12 protein-coding genes are annotated in these 15506 nt (G+C 60.2%); 6 read left to right on the forward strand and 6 right to left on the reverse strand.

The window, feature by feature from the left end:
* Positions 1-230: 230 nt before the first annotated feature.
* Positions 231-1829: an autoinducer-2 kinase gene (gene lsrK / locus ABLV64_RS21370; protein WP_017900671.1), complete on the reverse strand. Its 1599-nt coding sequence runs from the start codon at positions 1827-1829 to the stop codon at positions 231-233.
* A 37-nt stretch (positions 1830-1866) separates the two neighbouring features.
* Positions 1867-2838 carry a transcriptional regulator LsrR gene (gene lsrR / locus ABLV64_RS21375; RefSeq protein ID WP_004206105.1) on the reverse strand — a complete coding sequence of 324 codons (972 nt, stop codon included), beginning with the start codon at positions 2836-2838 and terminating at the stop codon, positions 1867-1869.
* A gap of 218 nt (positions 2839-3056) precedes the next feature.
* Between lsrR and lsrA the strand changes: the two genes are divergently transcribed.
* The 6 genes from lsrA to lsrG are packed head-to-tail and all read left to right on the forward strand — an operon-like array spanning position 3057 to position 8782.
* Positions 3057-4544: an autoinducer 2 ABC transporter ATP-binding protein LsrA gene (gene lsrA / locus ABLV64_RS21380; RefSeq protein WP_017900672.1), complete on the forward strand. Its 1488-nt coding sequence runs from the start codon at positions 3057-3059 to the stop codon at positions 4542-4544.
* Complete coding sequence (gene lsrC / locus ABLV64_RS21385; protein WP_004206103.1) at positions 4541-5575, forward strand: autoinducer 2 ABC transporter permease LsrC; 1035 nt, start codon at positions 4541-4543, stop codon at positions 5573-5575. The genes lsrA and lsrC overlap by 4 nt, the downstream gene beginning before the upstream one ends.
* On the forward strand, positions 5576-6580 hold the full coding sequence (lsrD, locus tag ABLV64_RS21390; RefSeq protein WP_032456642.1) for an autoinducer 2 ABC transporter permease LsrD: 1005 nt from the start codon (positions 5576-5578) through the stop codon (positions 6578-6580).
* A complete protein-coding gene (gene lsrB / locus ABLV64_RS21395; RefSeq protein WP_032456641.1) occupies positions 6577-7590 on the forward strand; it encodes an autoinducer 2 ABC transporter substrate-binding protein LsrB in 1014 nt (337 codons plus the stop codon). Before lsrD ends, lsrB begins: the two co-directional genes overlap by 4 nt.
* Positions 7591-7601: 11 nt before the next feature.
* Entirely contained in the window at positions 7602-8489 is an 888-nt protein-coding gene (gene lsrF, locus ABLV64_RS21400; protein WP_004206100.1) for a 3-hydroxy-5-phosphonooxypentane-2,4-dione thiolase, read from the forward strand.
* Entirely contained in the window at positions 8486-8782 is a 297-nt protein-coding gene (gene lsrG / locus ABLV64_RS21405; RefSeq protein ID WP_004181386.1) for a (4S)-4-hydroxy-5-phosphonooxypentane-2,3-dione isomerase, read from the forward strand. Before lsrF ends, lsrG begins: the two co-directional genes overlap by 4 nt.
* Positions 8783-8883: 101 nt before the next feature.
* Here lsrG and ygjK read toward each other — a convergent pair whose 3' ends face one another.
* The 4 genes from ygjK to ABLV64_RS21425 form a co-directional block, all read right to left on the reverse strand.
* The gene (ygjK, locus tag ABLV64_RS21410; protein ID WP_117130284.1) at positions 8884-11235 is read right to left on the reverse strand and encodes an alpha-glucosidase; all 2352 of its coding nucleotides are present in this window, start codon (positions 11233-11235) and stop codon (positions 8884-8886) included.
* Positions 11236-11252: 17 nt separating this feature from the next.
* Complete coding sequence (gene ygjJ / locus ABLV64_RS21415) at positions 11253-12311, reverse strand: protein YgjJ (RefSeq protein WP_048295617.1); 1059 nt, start codon at positions 12309-12311, stop codon at positions 11253-11255.
* 13 nt (positions 12312-12324) lie between these two features.
* Positions 12325-13758, reverse strand: coding sequence for an amino acid permease (locus ABLV64_RS21420; RefSeq protein ID WP_017899717.1), 1434 nt, complete (start codon positions 13756-13758; stop codon positions 12325-12327).
* Positions 13759-13987: 229 nt separating this feature from the next.
* Positions 13988-15421 (reverse strand): amino acid permease, encoded by a 1434-nt coding sequence (locus ABLV64_RS21425; protein WP_080847449.1) that lies wholly within the window; start codon positions 15419-15421, stop codon positions 13988-13990.
* Positions 15422-15506: the final 85 nt, after the last annotated feature.

Here is a 15506-nt window from a genome sequence, read left to right on the forward strand (position 1 = left end):
CCGGGAGAGGGTTAGGGTGAGGGCGAAGACGGGCACCGATATCCAGGCCAGCGCCGGACGGTTCCCTCTCCCGCCGGGAGAGGGTTAGGGTGAGGGCGAAGACGGGCACCGATATTCAGGCCAGCGCCGGACGGTTCCTTCTCCCGCCGGGAGAGGGTTAGGGTGAGGGCGAAGACGGGCACCGATATCCAGGCCAGCGCCAGACGGTTCCCTCTCCCTCCGGGAGAGGGTTAGGGTGAGGGGGAAGACGCAACGCGCTGGCGGCGTTCCAGACCCGGCGCCTGCCACATCGATGTTGTCAGCCCGCTATCGACAAGACCAAGCTGATCGGCATACACCGACTGCCATTTACTCATCATCTCCTGATAAAGCTCGCGATGCTGCGGATTAGGGCTGAATTCGCGGTGCCAGCTCACTAACTTTTCTCCAGCGCTGGCCATATCGCCGTACAGCCCGGCGCCAGCGCCGGCGGCAATGGCGCAGCCGAGGGCAGTGGCTTCGCGGACCACCGGCACCCGCACCGGCAGGCCGGTGACGTCGCTGAGGATCTGGCTCCACAGCGCTCCCTTCGAACCGCCGCCGGCAAACACCAGGCTGTCGAAAGTCACCCCGGAAAACTGCGAAATCTGCGCCAGATTGCAGGCGGAGACAATCGCCGCGTTCTCCTCCAGGGCCCGGAACAGGGTGGCTTTATTGCACTTCTCCGGATCGATGGAGAGGTTAATAAACGATGGCGCAGCGTGGTACCACTGCTTAAAGTGCATGGCGTCGGAAAAAATAGGCATCACGCCGTGGGAACCGGCGGGTACGCGGCTGGCCATCTCCTCCAGCAGCGAATAGGCATCGACGCCGAGACGCTCGGCAATCAGCTTTTCTTCAGCGCAGAAGGCGTCGCGGAACCAGCGCATGGTCAGTCCGGTAAAGAAACTGATCGATTCCGCCTGCGCCATGCCGGGGATCACGTGAGGATTGACGCGGATATTCATCTGCGGGTCGGTGCGCACCTGCGGCAGATTGACCACCTGCTGCCAGAAAGTGCCGCCGAGTACCGCGCTTTGCCCGGCGCGTACCACCCCGAGCCCGAGGCAGCCGAGCTGCACGTCGCCGCCGCCCATCACCACCGGCGTCCCGACGCGCAGGCCGCTCTGCTGGGCTGCTGCTTCGGTGACGGCGCCCAGCAGCGTGCCGGTCTCTTTCACCGGCGAGAGCATATCGGCGCGCAGCCCGGCCATATCCAGCAGCGCCGGACGCCAGTCGCGGCTGAACAGATCGAGCATGCCGGTGGTGCCTGCGTTTGACGGGTCGACCGCCAGCTCGCCGGAAAGCTTCGCCGCCAGCCAGTCGCTGATCATGGTGATAGTCGCCGCCTTGCGGTAGATATCGGGACGATGGTGCGCCAGCCACAGCAGGCGTGGCATGGCGCTGAGCGCCAGCGTTTGCCCGGAGACCTCGTACACCTCGGATTCAAAACGATAGTCGTGGATCTCCTTAAGCTCCGCCACTTCGCGGCTGGCGCGGGCATCAACGTTGGCGCAGGCCCAGATGGCCTCGCCGTTGCGGTCATAGAGGACGATCCCTTCGCGCATCGAACAGCAGGCGACGGACTGAATATCGGCGGCAGAGAGCCGGGCGGCGTCGAGCGCCTGGCGAATGCACTGGCAGGCCAGCTGCCAGTTGGTGGTAAGGTCGAACTCCATCGAGCCGGGGACGTTATCGACGCTCAGGTGTTTCCATTCGGCCTGGCCCACCGCCAGCTGGCGGCCATTAAGATCGAAAATGACCGCCCGTATGCTGCCGGTCCCGGCATCTAACGCTAACAGGTAACTCATGACATGCGCCTCACTGTTGTCGCGCGGCGCCGGGCCGTCAGGAGGCCAGTGCGAGCACCGCGCGTGCTGTTGTCTCTTCCGTTACCAGGCCATTAATGCGCTTGCCAATCAGAGCGGCATGAATCGCCTGCGCTTTTTGTTCTCCCCCGGCGACGCCTACGATGGTCGGCAGCTGCGCCAGCTCATCAAGGGTCACGCCGAGCAGTTCCCGATGGATCTCCAGTCCTTCTACCGGCCTGCCGTCGGCCTGCAGGAAATAACCTAAAATGTCGCCGACCGCCCCTTTGCGGGCGTACATCAGCTGTTCGCCCTCGCTGATATAGCCGGAGCGCAGAATGGTCGCGTCGCGCCGCTGATCGATAGCGCCAATGCCAACCACCGCCGCGTCCGCCGCCGTCGCCGCCAGCATCACATCGCGCACGCTGGATTCGCGGCGCAGGATCTCAGCGACCTCCGCCGACGAGACCCGCAGCGGCGCCGGAATAATACTGACGCTGCAGGCGGCATCCAGTTGGCCGATGCCGGTCATATAGGGGCCGACGCCGCCGGAGAGAGTGACCAGTCGCACCTGCTGCGAGCCGATAAAGCCGCTGAGATGCTGCAGGCAGCTCATGGTGGCTTCGCCGAAGCCGACCGCCAGCAGCTGTCCCGGTTGCAGAATGCCCATCAGCGACTGCGCGGCACCGATCCCCAGCCGGGTATTCATCGGCGGGGTGTTGAGCGCCGGCAGCACACGGGCAATCTTGAGGCCAAAGCGCTGCTGCAGTTCACTTTCCAGCGCCAGACAGCCCTCATAGCGCGAGTTGATCTGCACGCGGATCACCCCGGACTGGCGGCCTTTCTCCAGCAGGCGGGAAATCTTCAGCCGCGGCAGCCCCAAACGCTCGCCGATGTCGTTTTGCGTCAGGCCGTCGTGGTAGTAACACCACGCCACCCGCGCCACCAGCTCTTCCTCGGCTAACGCCAGCCCGGCGTAGCGATGGTCTTCCGTAATGCGTTTTTCGCTCATAAATTGAACTCTTATAAAAATTTAGATCATATGTTCGCTATTGCGCGGCCGGAAAGTGTGAGCCGACTGGCAAAACGGATCTTTCATATCTGGCCGCTTTTTTCCGGACGATCTAAAGCGCCAAACTGTGATCTTCGCACGGTTGTAAATATAGTTCACCGTCTACGCTTTTGAACATTATTAAATTTAAAAATCATTTGTTCAAACGAGGCGCGACGATGAAGCCACTGCTTGAAGCTCGCCAGATCCGCAAACAGTTCTCCGGCGTTGCCGTGCTGAAGGGCATCGACTTTACGCTATGCGCGGGCCAGGTGCATGCGCTGATGGGGGGCAACGGCGCGGGTAAATCGACGCTGATGAAGATCATCGCCGGCGTCGAAACCCCGGATAGCGGTGAACTGACGATCGGCGAACGCGCGTTTGCGCGCCTTAACCCGGCGCTGGCCCACCAGCTGGGCATCTATCTGGTGCCGCAGGAGCCAATGCTGTTTCCCAACCTCAGCGTGCGCGAGAACATTCTCTTTCGTCTGCCGAAGCGGGCGGATACCACCGCGCGGCTGCAGGAAAAACTGCAGCAGCTGAACTGCCAGATCAACCTCGATGCCAGCGCCAGCACGTTGGAAGTGGCCGATCAACAGATGGTCGAGATCCTGCGCGGCCTGATGCGCGAGGCGCGGATCCTGATCCTGGATGAACCCACCGCCTCTTTAACGCCGGGTGAAACCGAGAGACTGTTTAGCCAGATCCGCGCGTTACAGGCGCTGGACGTTGGGATCGTCTTTATCTCGCACAAACTGCCGGAAATCCGCCAGCTGGCCAGCCATGTGTCGGTGATGCGCGACGGGGCAGTGGTGCTCAGTGGCGAAACGGCGGGCTACGGCGACCAACAGCTTATCAGCGCCATGACGCCGGCCAGCCGCGACCATGCGCTGAGCGACACGCAAAAGCTGTGGCTGGCGCTACCGGGCAACCGCCGTACCCAGGCGCAGGATTTTCCCGTGCTGCGGGTGGAGGATCTCACTGGCGAAGGTTTTATCGATCTCAGTCTGGAGATCCGCGCCGGGGAGATCGTCGGCCTTGCCGGGCTGGTGGGATCCGGGCGCACCGAATTTGCCGAAACCTTATACGGCCTGCGTCCGCCGCGCGCCGGGAGGATCTGGCTGGAGAACCGCGAGATTAGTCAGGAGAGCACCCGCGCCAGGTTGGCCAGCGGGCTGGTCTATCTGCCGGAAGACCGCCAGGTCTCCGGGCTGTTTCTCGATGCGCCGGTGCGCTGGAACACGGTGATGTTCAATCAGCCGTCGTGGTGGCAGCAGGGGAAACGGGAGGCGGCGGTGGTCGAGCGCTATCACCGGGCGCTGGGGATCAAGCTGGCCGATGGCGACCAGCCGGTACGCACTCTCTCCGGCGGCAACCAGCAGAAGGTGCTGCTGGCGCGCTGTCTGGAAGCTAATCCGTTGCTGCTGATTGTCGATGAGCCGACGCGCGGCGTGGATGTCTCCGCCCGCGCCGATATCTATCAGCTGCTGAAAAGCGTCGCCGCGCAAAATGTGGCGGTGCTGATGATCTCTTCCGATGTGGAGGAGTTCGTCGGTCTGGCCGACCGGGTGCTGGTGATGCATCAGGGCCGCCACAGCGGCGAGCTGGCGCGGCAGGCGGTGACCGTCGATCGCATGATGACCCTGGCCTTCGGAGGGCAGGCATGAAAACGTTATTCAAGAATCGCGAACTGAGCGCCTTTTTTGCCATCGTGGCGCTGTTTGCCGTGCTGGTGGCGCTCAATCCGGCCTATTTCAGCCTGCAGACGCTGGCGATGATTTTCGCCAGCTCACAAATCCTGTGCCTGCTGGCGCTGGGGGCGACGCTGGTGATGCTGACCCGCAATATCGACGTGTCAGTGGGCTCCACCGTTGGCCTGAGCGCCATCGCCGTTGGGGTAGCGCTGAACAACGGCTACGGGCTGGCGACGGCGATCGCCTTCGCGCTGGCGATAGGCGCGCTGGCCGGGGCTTTTAACGGCCTGCTGGTGGTGGGGCTGCGCATTCCGGCGATCGTCGCGACGCTCGGCACGCTGGGGTTGTATCGCGGGGTGATGCTGCTGTGGACCGGAGGGAAATGGATCGAAGGCTTGCCCGACAGCCTGAAATCGCTCTCGGAGCCCGCGTTTATCGGCGTGTCGCCGCTGGGCTGGCTGGTGCTGGCGCTGCTGCTGGCGGGCGGCTGGCTGCTGTCGCGCACCGCCTCTGGACGTGATTTCTATGCCGTTGGCGATAACCTCGCCGCTGCCCGCCAGCTGGGCGTGGCGGTCAATCGCACACGGATGCTGGCTTTTACCCTCAACGGTATGCTGGCGGCCTGCGCCGGGATCGTCTTCGCCGCGCAGATTGGCTTTGTGCCCAATCAGACCGGCAGCGGCCTGGAGATGAAAGCCATCGCCGCCTGCGTGCTGGGCGGAATATCGCTGCTCGGCGGCACCGGTACGCTGCTCGGCGCGTTTCTCGGCGCCTTTTTCCTCACCCAAATCGACACCGTGCTGGTGCTGTTCCGCCTTCCTGCCTGGTGGAATGACTTTATCGCCGGCCTGGTGCTGCTCGGGGTGCTGGTGCTTGATGGACGCCTGCGCCAGGCGCTGGCCCGCCATCAGCGGGCGCTGAAGTACAGTCGTTTCCAGCCCGGCAACAAAGGGGGCAAACAGGTTGCCCGCTTTCCCGAACGCAAAAGCAAAGAGGTGGCTTAAATGAAGCTGAAGCTTAACTGGGAAAGCGCGCTGCTGGCGTTATTAGTCGTGGAAATCCTGCTGTTCGGCGCGCTGAATCCGCGCATGCTGGATCTCAATATGCTGCTCTTTAGCACCAGCGACTTTATCTGCATCGGCATCGTCGCGCTGCCGCTGACGCTGGTGATTATCAGCGGCGGGATCGATATTTCGCTGGGCTCGACCATCGGACTGTGCGCCATCGCCCTCGGGGTGATGACCCAGGCGGGCTGGCCGCTGTGGCTGGCGGTGTCGCTGACGTTGCTGCTGGGGCTGCTGTGCGGGCTAATCAACGCCGCGCTGATCCACTACACCGGCATCAGCCCGCTGGTGATCACCCTCGGGACGCTGTATCTGTACGGCGGCGGCGCGCTGCTGCTTTCCGGCATGGCCGGCGCCACCGGTTATGAGGGGATCGGCGGCTTTCCCGACAGCTTCACCGCCTTCGCCAATTTAACTCTGGGCGGGCTGCCGCTGCCGCTGGTGCTGTTCGCGGGTATCACCTTTCTCTTCTGGCTGCTGGCCCATCGCGGGCGCTTTGGCCGCCACCTCTTTTTACTCGGGCAAAACCCGCGCGCCGCGCGCTATGCGGCGCTGTCGGTGAACGGCATCCCGTATGTGCTGTATGGCCTGGTCGGTATTGCCTCGGCGGTCGCGGCGCTGGTGATGGTCTCCTATTTCGGCTCGGCGCGTTCGGATTTAGGCCGTGACCTGCTGATGCCGGCGCTGACCGCGGCGGTGCTCGGTGGGGCCAATATTTACGGCGGCTCGGGATCGATACTGGGTACCGCGCTGGCGGCATTGCTGGTGGGGTATCTGCAACAGGGTTTACAGATGGTCGGCATCCCCAACCAGGTGTCGAGCGCGCTGTCAGGGGCGCTGTTGGTTGTGGTGGTGATGGGGCGCTCGCTGAGCCTGCACCGTGAATGGGTGCACACGACCTGGCGGCGTCTTTTCTCGCGTAAAACAATCGGAGCACAACAATGAAAACAAAACGTATCCTGCAGGTCAGCACGCTGGCGCTGGCGATGAGCGTGGCAACCGCGCAAGCGGCGGACCGTATCGCCTTTATTCCTAAGCTGGTCGGCGTCGGCTTCTTTACCAGCGGCGGCAACGGCGCGAAAGAGGCGGGGAAAGCGCTGGGCGTGGATGTCACCTATGACGGCCCAACCGAGCCCAGCGTCTCCGGCCAGGTGCAGCTTATCAACAACTTCGTCAACCAGGGCTACAACGCGATTATCGTCTCAGCCGTCTCTCCGGACGGCCTGTGTCCGGCGCTGAAGCGGGCGATGCAGCGCGGGGTGAAAGTCCTGACCTGGGATTCCGATACCAAGCCGGAGTGCCGCAGCATCTATATCAATCAGGGCACGCCGCAGCAGCTCGGCGGCCTGCTGGTGGAGATGGCGGAAAAGCAGGTGACGAAGCCCGCTGCCAAAGTGGCGTTTTTCTACTCCAGCCCGACGGTGACCGACCAGAACCAGTGGGTGAAGGAAGCCAAAGCCAAAATCGAAAAAGAACATCCGCAGTGGCAAATCGTCACCACCCAGTTTGGCTATAACGATGCCACCAAATCGCTGCAAACTGCCGAGGGGATCTTAAAAGCGTATCCGGATCTCGACGCCATTATCGCGCCGGATGCCAATGCCCTGCCGGCGGCGGCGCAGGCGGCGGAGAACCTCAAGCGTCAGGGCGTGGCGATCGTCGGCTTTAGTACACCCAATGTGATGCGCCCCTACGTGGAGCGCGGCACGGTGAAAGCCTTTGGTCTGTGGGATGTGGTTCAGCAGGGCAAAATTGCGGTTAACGTCGCCGATCGATTACTGAAAAAGGGCGATCTTAACGTCGGCGATAGCGTTGAGGTGAAAGATATCGGCTCGCTGAAGGTCGAACCGAACAGCGTGCAGGGCTACCAGTATGAGGCGAAGGGCAACGGTATCGTGTTGCTGCCGGAGCGCGTGGTGTTCAGCAAAGAGAACATCAATAACTACGACTTCTGACGGAGGATGAGATGGCTGATTTAGATGATATCAAAGAGGGCAAGGACTTCGGCCTCGACCGCCCGCAGCAGAACACGCTGTACACCCTGAAAGGCTGCGGCTCGCTGGACTGGGGCATGCAGTCGCGGCTGGCGCGCATTTTTAATCCGCACAGCAACCGCACGGTCATGCTGGCCTTCGACCACGGTTACTTCCAGGGGCCAACCACCGGGCTGGAGCGTATCGACCTGTCGATTGCGCCGCTGTTTGAGGAGACCGACGTGCTGATGTGCACCCGCGGCGTTTTGCGCAGCCAGGTACCGGCGGCGACCAATAAACCGGTGGTGCTGCGCGCCTCCGGCGGTAACTCGATTTTAAGCGAACTCTCCAACGAATGCGTGGCGGTGGCGATGGAGGACGCCCTGCGTCTCAACGTTTGCGCGGTGGCGGCGCAGGTCTATATCGGCAGCGAATACGAACATCAGTCGATCAATAACATCATCAAACTGGTGGACGCCGGCAACCGCTACGGTATGCCGGTCCTGGCGGTCACTGGCGTCGGCAAAGAGATGGCCCGCGACGCCCGCTACTTCTCGCTGGCCAGCCGGATTGCCGCCGAAATGGGGGCGCAGTTTGTGAAGACTTATTTTGTTGAGGACGGTTTTGAGAAAGTGACCGCCAGCTGCCCGGTACCGATCGTCATCGCCGGGGGCAAAAAGCTGCCGGAGCATGAGGCGCTGGAGATGTGCTGGCGGGCGATCGACCAGGGGGCGTCCGGGGTGGATATGGGACGCAATATCTTCCAGTCCAGCGCCCCACGGGCGATGCTGAAGGCGGTGAAAAAGGTGGTGCATGAGAATCTGAACGCGCGCGAAGCGTACCAGTTCTGGCAGGAAGAGAAACAGGGAGAGCGGAAATGAACGTGACGCTGGTGGAGATCAATATCAAACCGGAGCGGGTCGACGAGTTTCTCGAGGTATTTCGCGCCAACCACGAAGGCGCGCTGCGGGAGCCGGGCAACCTGCGCTTTGATGTCCTGCAGGATCCGGAAGTGAAGACCCGCTTTTTTATCTACGAAGCCTATAAAGACGATGAGGCGGTGCTGGCGCACAAGAAAACCCCGCACTATTTAGCCTGCGTCGAAAAGCTGGAGGAGATGATGTCGCAGCCGCGGCAGAAGCGCAGCTTTATCGGCCTGCTGCCGCAGGTGTGAGACGAGCCCTCACCCCGACCCTCTCCCGAGGGGAGAGGGAGAAAAGCGGCTTCGAACGGTTCCCTCTCCCTGTGGGAGAGGGTTAGGGTGAGGGGAAAACGCTACGGCTTACGGAAAAACTCGTTATACAACATATATAAATGCGCCGCGCTCCACGAGAAGTTGGGCGCCCCCTGCTGGGCGCCGGTCAGCGGATTGTAGTTCTCCTGAATCGGGCCATCGGCGGTTAAGCCTTTGGCGTGCTGGAAGAAGGCGTCCGCCAGCTTCAGCGCCTCATCGCGATGACCGTAGCGCTCCATTCCCTTCAGGCCGAACCAGAACTGATCCACCCACACCCGTCCACGCCAGTAAATATCGGCGCCAAAGGCCGGGTTGGTCAGTGCGGCGGTGCCCAGCGGCACAAAGGTGTTGAACTCTTTCGGGTCGAGCATCACCGAAATCACATCGTCAGCATGTTGCTGCGTCGCCGCGCCGTTAAACAGCGGCGACCAGCCTTCCGGCCCTTTGCCGCGCTCGACGATCGGTTTACCGGCGCAGCCGTTGGCTAGCGGTTGTTCCTCGATACGAATGTCGTAATAGAAGCGGGTCTGCGGGTCAAACATGCAGGTATTGATATAATCCGCCAGCTTCGCCGCCAGCGCCTGATAGCGCTTTGCCTCTTCCGCTTTGCCAAGAACGGTCGCCATCTGCGCCAGATAGTGGTTATCGCTGTACATATAGCTGGCCTGATCGACCGACTCCTGAAGCAGCGAATACCCCAGCAGGTTGCCGTCGCGGTCGCGGTTTTCGGCGAATTTCACCGTCCAGTCGCTGCGTTTGCCGCCGTTGGCGACATATTTATCCAGCTGTTCTTTATCGATAAAACCAAATACCGCCGCATCGTCTCGCCCGGATTCCCACGATGCCGCTACCTGCGCCGGGATTTCGAGGCTGTCGTAATCGCCTTTGGCCGTCACCTGCTCGTAGGCGCTGAGGCCGGAAAGCGTCTGCTCGGTTTGCCCTTTTTTCACCGTGAACAGCATGGCGCCGTCGGCAGTGTTGTGCGCCTTATCGCGGGTCGCGCCATATTCCGGCACGCCGTTACCGTTATGGTCGCGATTGCGCAGCCACCAGTCGTGATAGGCCACCAGCTTCGGATACATCTCTTCCAGCCACGCTTTATCTTTGGTGACGTTATACACCTCCATCACCGACCAGGCCGCGAGGCTTGGCTTAGTGTTGCGTTCGTTCCAGTTGCCGCCGTCGCCGCCGCGCTCGGGGCTCAGGTTCCAGGCAATCAGATCGGGCACAAATCCGGCATCCTGCGGACGCACCTTATCATTGGCTTTAATCTGCCAGGAGAAGACGGCGCGGATATTCTCTTTGGCGATATCCGGGTTGAAGTGGGCCATGGCGTAGGCTTGCTTCCAGGTATCCCACGGCCAGGTCTGGTTGCCGGAGAACCAGCGGCCGGTCACGGATGGGGTGACGGTGTGGTAATGCACCGCGCCGCCCGGCGCGCGCCAGTTGCCGTTGAGCGTCTCAATGGCTTTCACCGCTACGCGAGTCTGTTCGGCGGTGGCGTCCGGATTAATGAGCCCTTTTTGCAGATAGCCGTCCCAGCGCTGTTCGGAGGCGGCGAGATAATACGCCGGGCGCGCCAGAATATCGCGGATTTGCGCTTTTTCCTGGCGCGCTTGCTCCGCGGTAAGTAGGTGCGAATAGGTAGTGTACAGGATGGTGGAGCCGCGGATCTCCGCGCTGCTGGTAAAGCGGTGGCCGTCGATACGGGTCTCGGTTACCAGCGAACGGTGGATCTGATACTGCGATTCGCCGGAGGTCATCAGGTCGGAGGCGGCGCGAACCTTGCCAAAGCTGACCGTCAGGCCGTCGGGCGTGGCGCTCAGACGGCGCTGATAGTCCGGGAAGGCTTCATCAATGGTTTTGTCCGATAGCGCTTTACCCTCTTTGGCGGCCAGTTTTTCCAGCAGTTCGCCATCCCACACCAGCTTCAGCGGAGTGTTGCTGGTGATTTTGGTCTCCAGCAGTGAAGTGTGGGCGCTGGCGAAGCGCAGCGTCATCTCCACCTTCACGCCGGGGGCGGTCAGCGTTTGCTTCAGCGCGCCGGGCAGGCTCCAGGCCTGCAGGGTGAAATCGACCTTTTTGCCGTTCTGATACACCGTCAGGCGATCGAAGTTGGTGGCCATAAAGTTGAGGTACTCTTCGGTCAGCAGCGCCGGGCCGGGGAAGCCGCCCATGGTCGCCGGGCCATCGGGCAGCAGGTGGCCGTGCCACGCCCCGAGGTCGAAGAAGGGGTTGAAGCGCTGGTGGTCATCGGCGTCGAAATCCTGCATATACTGCGGCGCGCCGCTGCGGTCGATGACGTTTTTAAACGCCTGCGCGGTGACGGCGTGGGCGGAAAAACTCAGCATCAGCGCGCAGGCCAGCGGCGTCAGCGTAGTGGTGAGGTTCATGGTATCTCGGCTCCTTGTTACCAGTAGAAGTATTGCATCAGGAAAATTTTGTCGCTCGGGTCGCCGCTGGCGTTGCTGGTATAGAAACGGCTGTCGGCGGCGGTGGCGAAACGCCCGCCGCCGTATTCGTACCAGATGCCAAATTGCATAAACGCGGTGGTTTCATCAGCGGCGTGGTCCGGGCGGTGTTTGGCGTAGCTGTATGCGGTGGAGAAGTAGAGCCCGCTTAATGCTTCATACATGGCGCTGGCCATAAAGCCGGTTTCGCTGCCGGGAACATCCAGCCCTTTGGCGCGGCCGGTATGGTGCCAGGCGCGGAAGGCCAGATTGGGCGACAGAACGCCGGTCAGGAATAGCTGTCCGGTGCCGTCGGTCACTTCAAGGCCGTTCATCCAGGTGACATCTTTGACGATGTCGTACTGAACGTAGCCGTTGACCATTGCCGGGTAGGTGTACTTATCGTCATAGCGATCATATTTGCCGAAGTGCAGCCAGGCCTTGCTTTCATCGTGATGACCGGCCGGCGTGGCGGTGACGCTATAGCGGAAATCGCCGCTGCGGTTTTGTACCTTCAGCGCGTACATGATGTCGCGGGTATTGGGGATCACATAACCCAGATCGGGGGTAAAGTCGCCCCACCACTGCAGGTCGTCCAGCGACGAATCCTGGCGCAGGCTGAGCATGATCTCGGTGTTGTTATCGGTTTTATAGCCGCCATAGAGGCGGTTAAGGCCGCCTTCCACGCCACCCCAGCTGTGGCCGGGCGTCCAGGCATTGCCCTGGCTATCGGCCTGTACCGTCCAGGCTTCGCCGTAAATCAGCCCGAACCAGTGGCCGTTTTTGACCTCCAGCCCGCCCTCGATATAGGTGCCATCGCTGTATCTATGTTTGTCCTCGCCTTCTAAATCCATGTATCCGCCAACCCCCAACTCGCCGTAAAAGCGATAGGAGGTGGTGGTTAATTCCGGCGTTTTGGTATCGTCGTGCTCGGCCGGATGGACGGTCTCAGCGGCCGCCGCAGGGGCGCAAAAAGCCAGGGCAACGAGTGCCCCGTATAAGTAAGAGTTAGTTTTCATTTTTTTAAGGTATTTAAGAGGTATGGGAAGCCGGAGCCGCTTCTATTTGTTGTTGTTCCTGGGTTAATCCTTTGACGTATCTGCTGTATTTCCACCACGCGAAGCCAAGGAAAATCACGATCCCGCCAACGTTGTAGAAAATAATGGTCAGGATGTTGCCGCCGGTTGGGAAGGTTGAGGCGACGAAACCGATGGCGAAAATCACAATTAGCATGGATACCACCACGATGCCGGTGGTACGCGAGCCCATGCGGAAATCGCGCGGCAGATGGTCGAGTTTGCGGCGCAGGTTGAGGTAGGCCAGCATGATGAACAGCGGCGGCAGCATTGAAGCGGCGGCGGTCATGTTGATGATGGTGTTCATCAGATCCTGCACGGTGTTGGATCCCAGCGTCGGGATGATCATCAGTGGAATAACGATCAGATACTGGATCCAGGCCGCGCGCGCCGGGACACCGTTCTCATTGAGCTCGACGGTTTTTTTACCAAAGATGCCGGAGGGAATTTCCGAGAAGAAAATTTTAACCGGAGTGGCGGTCCACATCAGTAGCGAGCCAAACATCGCGGTAAACGAAACGAGGCCGACGAAGCGGTTCATCAGCATTTCCGGCAGGCCAAAGTAAGCCGCCAGGCCGTGGAACACCTGCACCGATCCGCCGGTAAACTTCAGCTCTTTGCTGCTGACGAAGACGTTGATCAGCACGGAGGAGATCGAGTACAGCACGCCGATGAAGATCCCGGCGAGGATGATCACTTTAACGAAGGATTTCGAGCCGCCTTTCACATCGTTGACGTACACCGCCACCGATTCCGCGCCGCCCGCCGCCATAAAGATCCACGTGGTAATACCGAGGAACGCCCAGTTGAAGTTAGGGATCATCGCTTCGACGGTGATCGGATCCGCTGGCTGCACGCCGCCCACCAGTGCGGAACCGGCCAGCAGAATATAAGAGAGCGTCAGCAGCAGCATCAGCGATGAGGTGACGGAGGTGATAGGCCCCAGCATTTTCGCGCCGTTGGTGGAGATCCAGGTGGAGAAAGCGAACAGCGCCATGCTCAACACGGTGGTGGCGAACGGCGTCAGAATGTATTCGTAGCCGAGGAAGGCGTAAGAGGCATAGGCGATCACGCGCGGCAGCAGCGAGGTGAAGAAAAACAGGTTTACGAACCAGTAGGTATAGGCGGTGATAAACGCCCAACGGCCACCGAGCGAACTCTTCACCCAGGCGTAAACCCCGGCCTCGGAGTTTTTATTCAGCGACACGAACTCGGCGATAATCAGGCAAAACGGAATGAAGTAGAACAGGGTAGCGAGGAAGAACATCGGCGCCGACGCCAGCCCCAGTTCGATATTGTTGTTGATGACGTTATTGAAACTGTAAACGGCGGCAAAGGTCAGCGATAACAGGCCGAACTTGCCGATGGTATTACGTTTAGTATCAGACATAACACATCTCCACACATTGTCCTTCAGAGGGTCGCTGAAGGGGGTTGTGTTGTTTGTAGGGTAGAGGTAGTTAAGAATTAATGTCGATTTTAGTAAAAGTTTTAGTAAATAGAAGTAAAGAAACCGAATAGCTTTAACTCGATCACGAAAAAGGTTGAGTAATACGTAATCAGGCGAGGGTTAAAAAAATCCCGCCAGCCGATGAGGGGCTGACGGGACGACAGGAATGTTATTTACCGGCGGCGGCAGCGTTAACCGGCGCCGCGGCGCGCAGACGTTGCTGCTTTTTTTCAAAGCGGGTGATCCACCACCACGCCAGGCCGGAGAAGACCGCGGTCATAAAGACGTTGATAAAGAAAGCGTTAACCAGATCGACGCCTGGCGGGAAGGCCGAAGCGGTCATGCTAACCACGAAAATCACTATCAGCATCGATACCACGCTCATGCCCACTTTCCTTGAGCCCATACGGAAATCGCGCGGCGTGTCATCGTGTTTCCAGCGGAAGACGAAGTAGGCGACCATGATGAACAGCGGCGGCAGCATGGCGGTACCGGCGGTGAGATTAATGGCGGTGTTCATCATCTGCTGCACGCTGGCGGAGCCGAAGCCGTTAACTATCAGCATCAGGAAGACGAACAGGAACTGCCACCAGGCGGCGCGTACCGGCACGCCGTGAGCGTTCAACTCGGTGGTTTTCTGGCCGTAGATACCTTTCGGGATTTCCGAGAAGTGGATTTTGACCGGCGCGGCGGTCCACATCATCATGCTGCCGAAGATGGCGATAAACAGAATGATGCCGACGAAGCGGCCCATCAGCGCTTCAGAAATGTGGAAGTAGGCGCCGAGACCGGTAAAGATTTCCACCATTCCGCCGGCATAGGTCAGGTTCTCTCGGGCGACAAAGACGTTAACCAGCAGCGAACCTAAGGCATACATACCGCCAATCAGCACCCCGGCGGTGATGATGACTTTAATAAAGGATTTCTGCCCGCCCTTGGTGTCGTTGAGGTAGGCGGCAACGGTTTCCGCGCCGCCCGCGGCCTGGAAAATCCAGCACATAATACCGAGCGTCGCCCAGTTGATGGTCGGCTCCATCGCCGCCAGGGTAATCGGCTGCGCCGGGACGTGACCGAAACCCAGCGCGGTCAGCGCGCCGACAACGTAAATCGCGAACAAAGCGAACACGCCGTAGGCCACGCATTCGGAAATTTTACCCAGCCAGGTCGCCCCTTTGGTGGATATATGGGTGGCCATGGCGAACAGCACGATGGAGATAAGCGAGGTCACCATCGGCGAGAAGGGGATCGCGTACCCGGTGATCGCGTATGAGGCGTAGGCCACTACGTTCGGCAACAGCGAGAGGAAAAAGAACAGGTTCACAAACCAGTAGAGGAAGGAACCAAGATAGGCGGCGCGGGTACCCAGCGGCTGCTTCAGCCACGCGTACATCCCGGATTCGGAGTGTTTATTGGCCGAGACGAATTCGGCGATGATAAACACGAACGGGATAAAGTAAACGATAGTGGCGAATAAGAAGATAGGCGCGGAACTGAGCCCTAACTCAATGTTGTTATTGACGATATTTCGCACGTTAAAGACGGCGGTAAAGGCCATCGATAACAGCGCGAACTTGCCGATTTTGGCACGTACAGATTCGGACATACGTCCTCCAATCATTCATCTACCCGCCGCAGCGGGCTGGAACCGAAAGGCCAACGGGCGTACCCGTTGACCTCCCTTGTCGCTT

The sequence above is a fragment of the Klebsiella sp. JB_Kp031 genome (genome assembly GCF_040064295.1).
GTDB classification, from domain to species: Bacteria; Pseudomonadota; Gammaproteobacteria; order Enterobacterales; family Enterobacteriaceae; genus Klebsiella; species Klebsiella quasipneumoniae.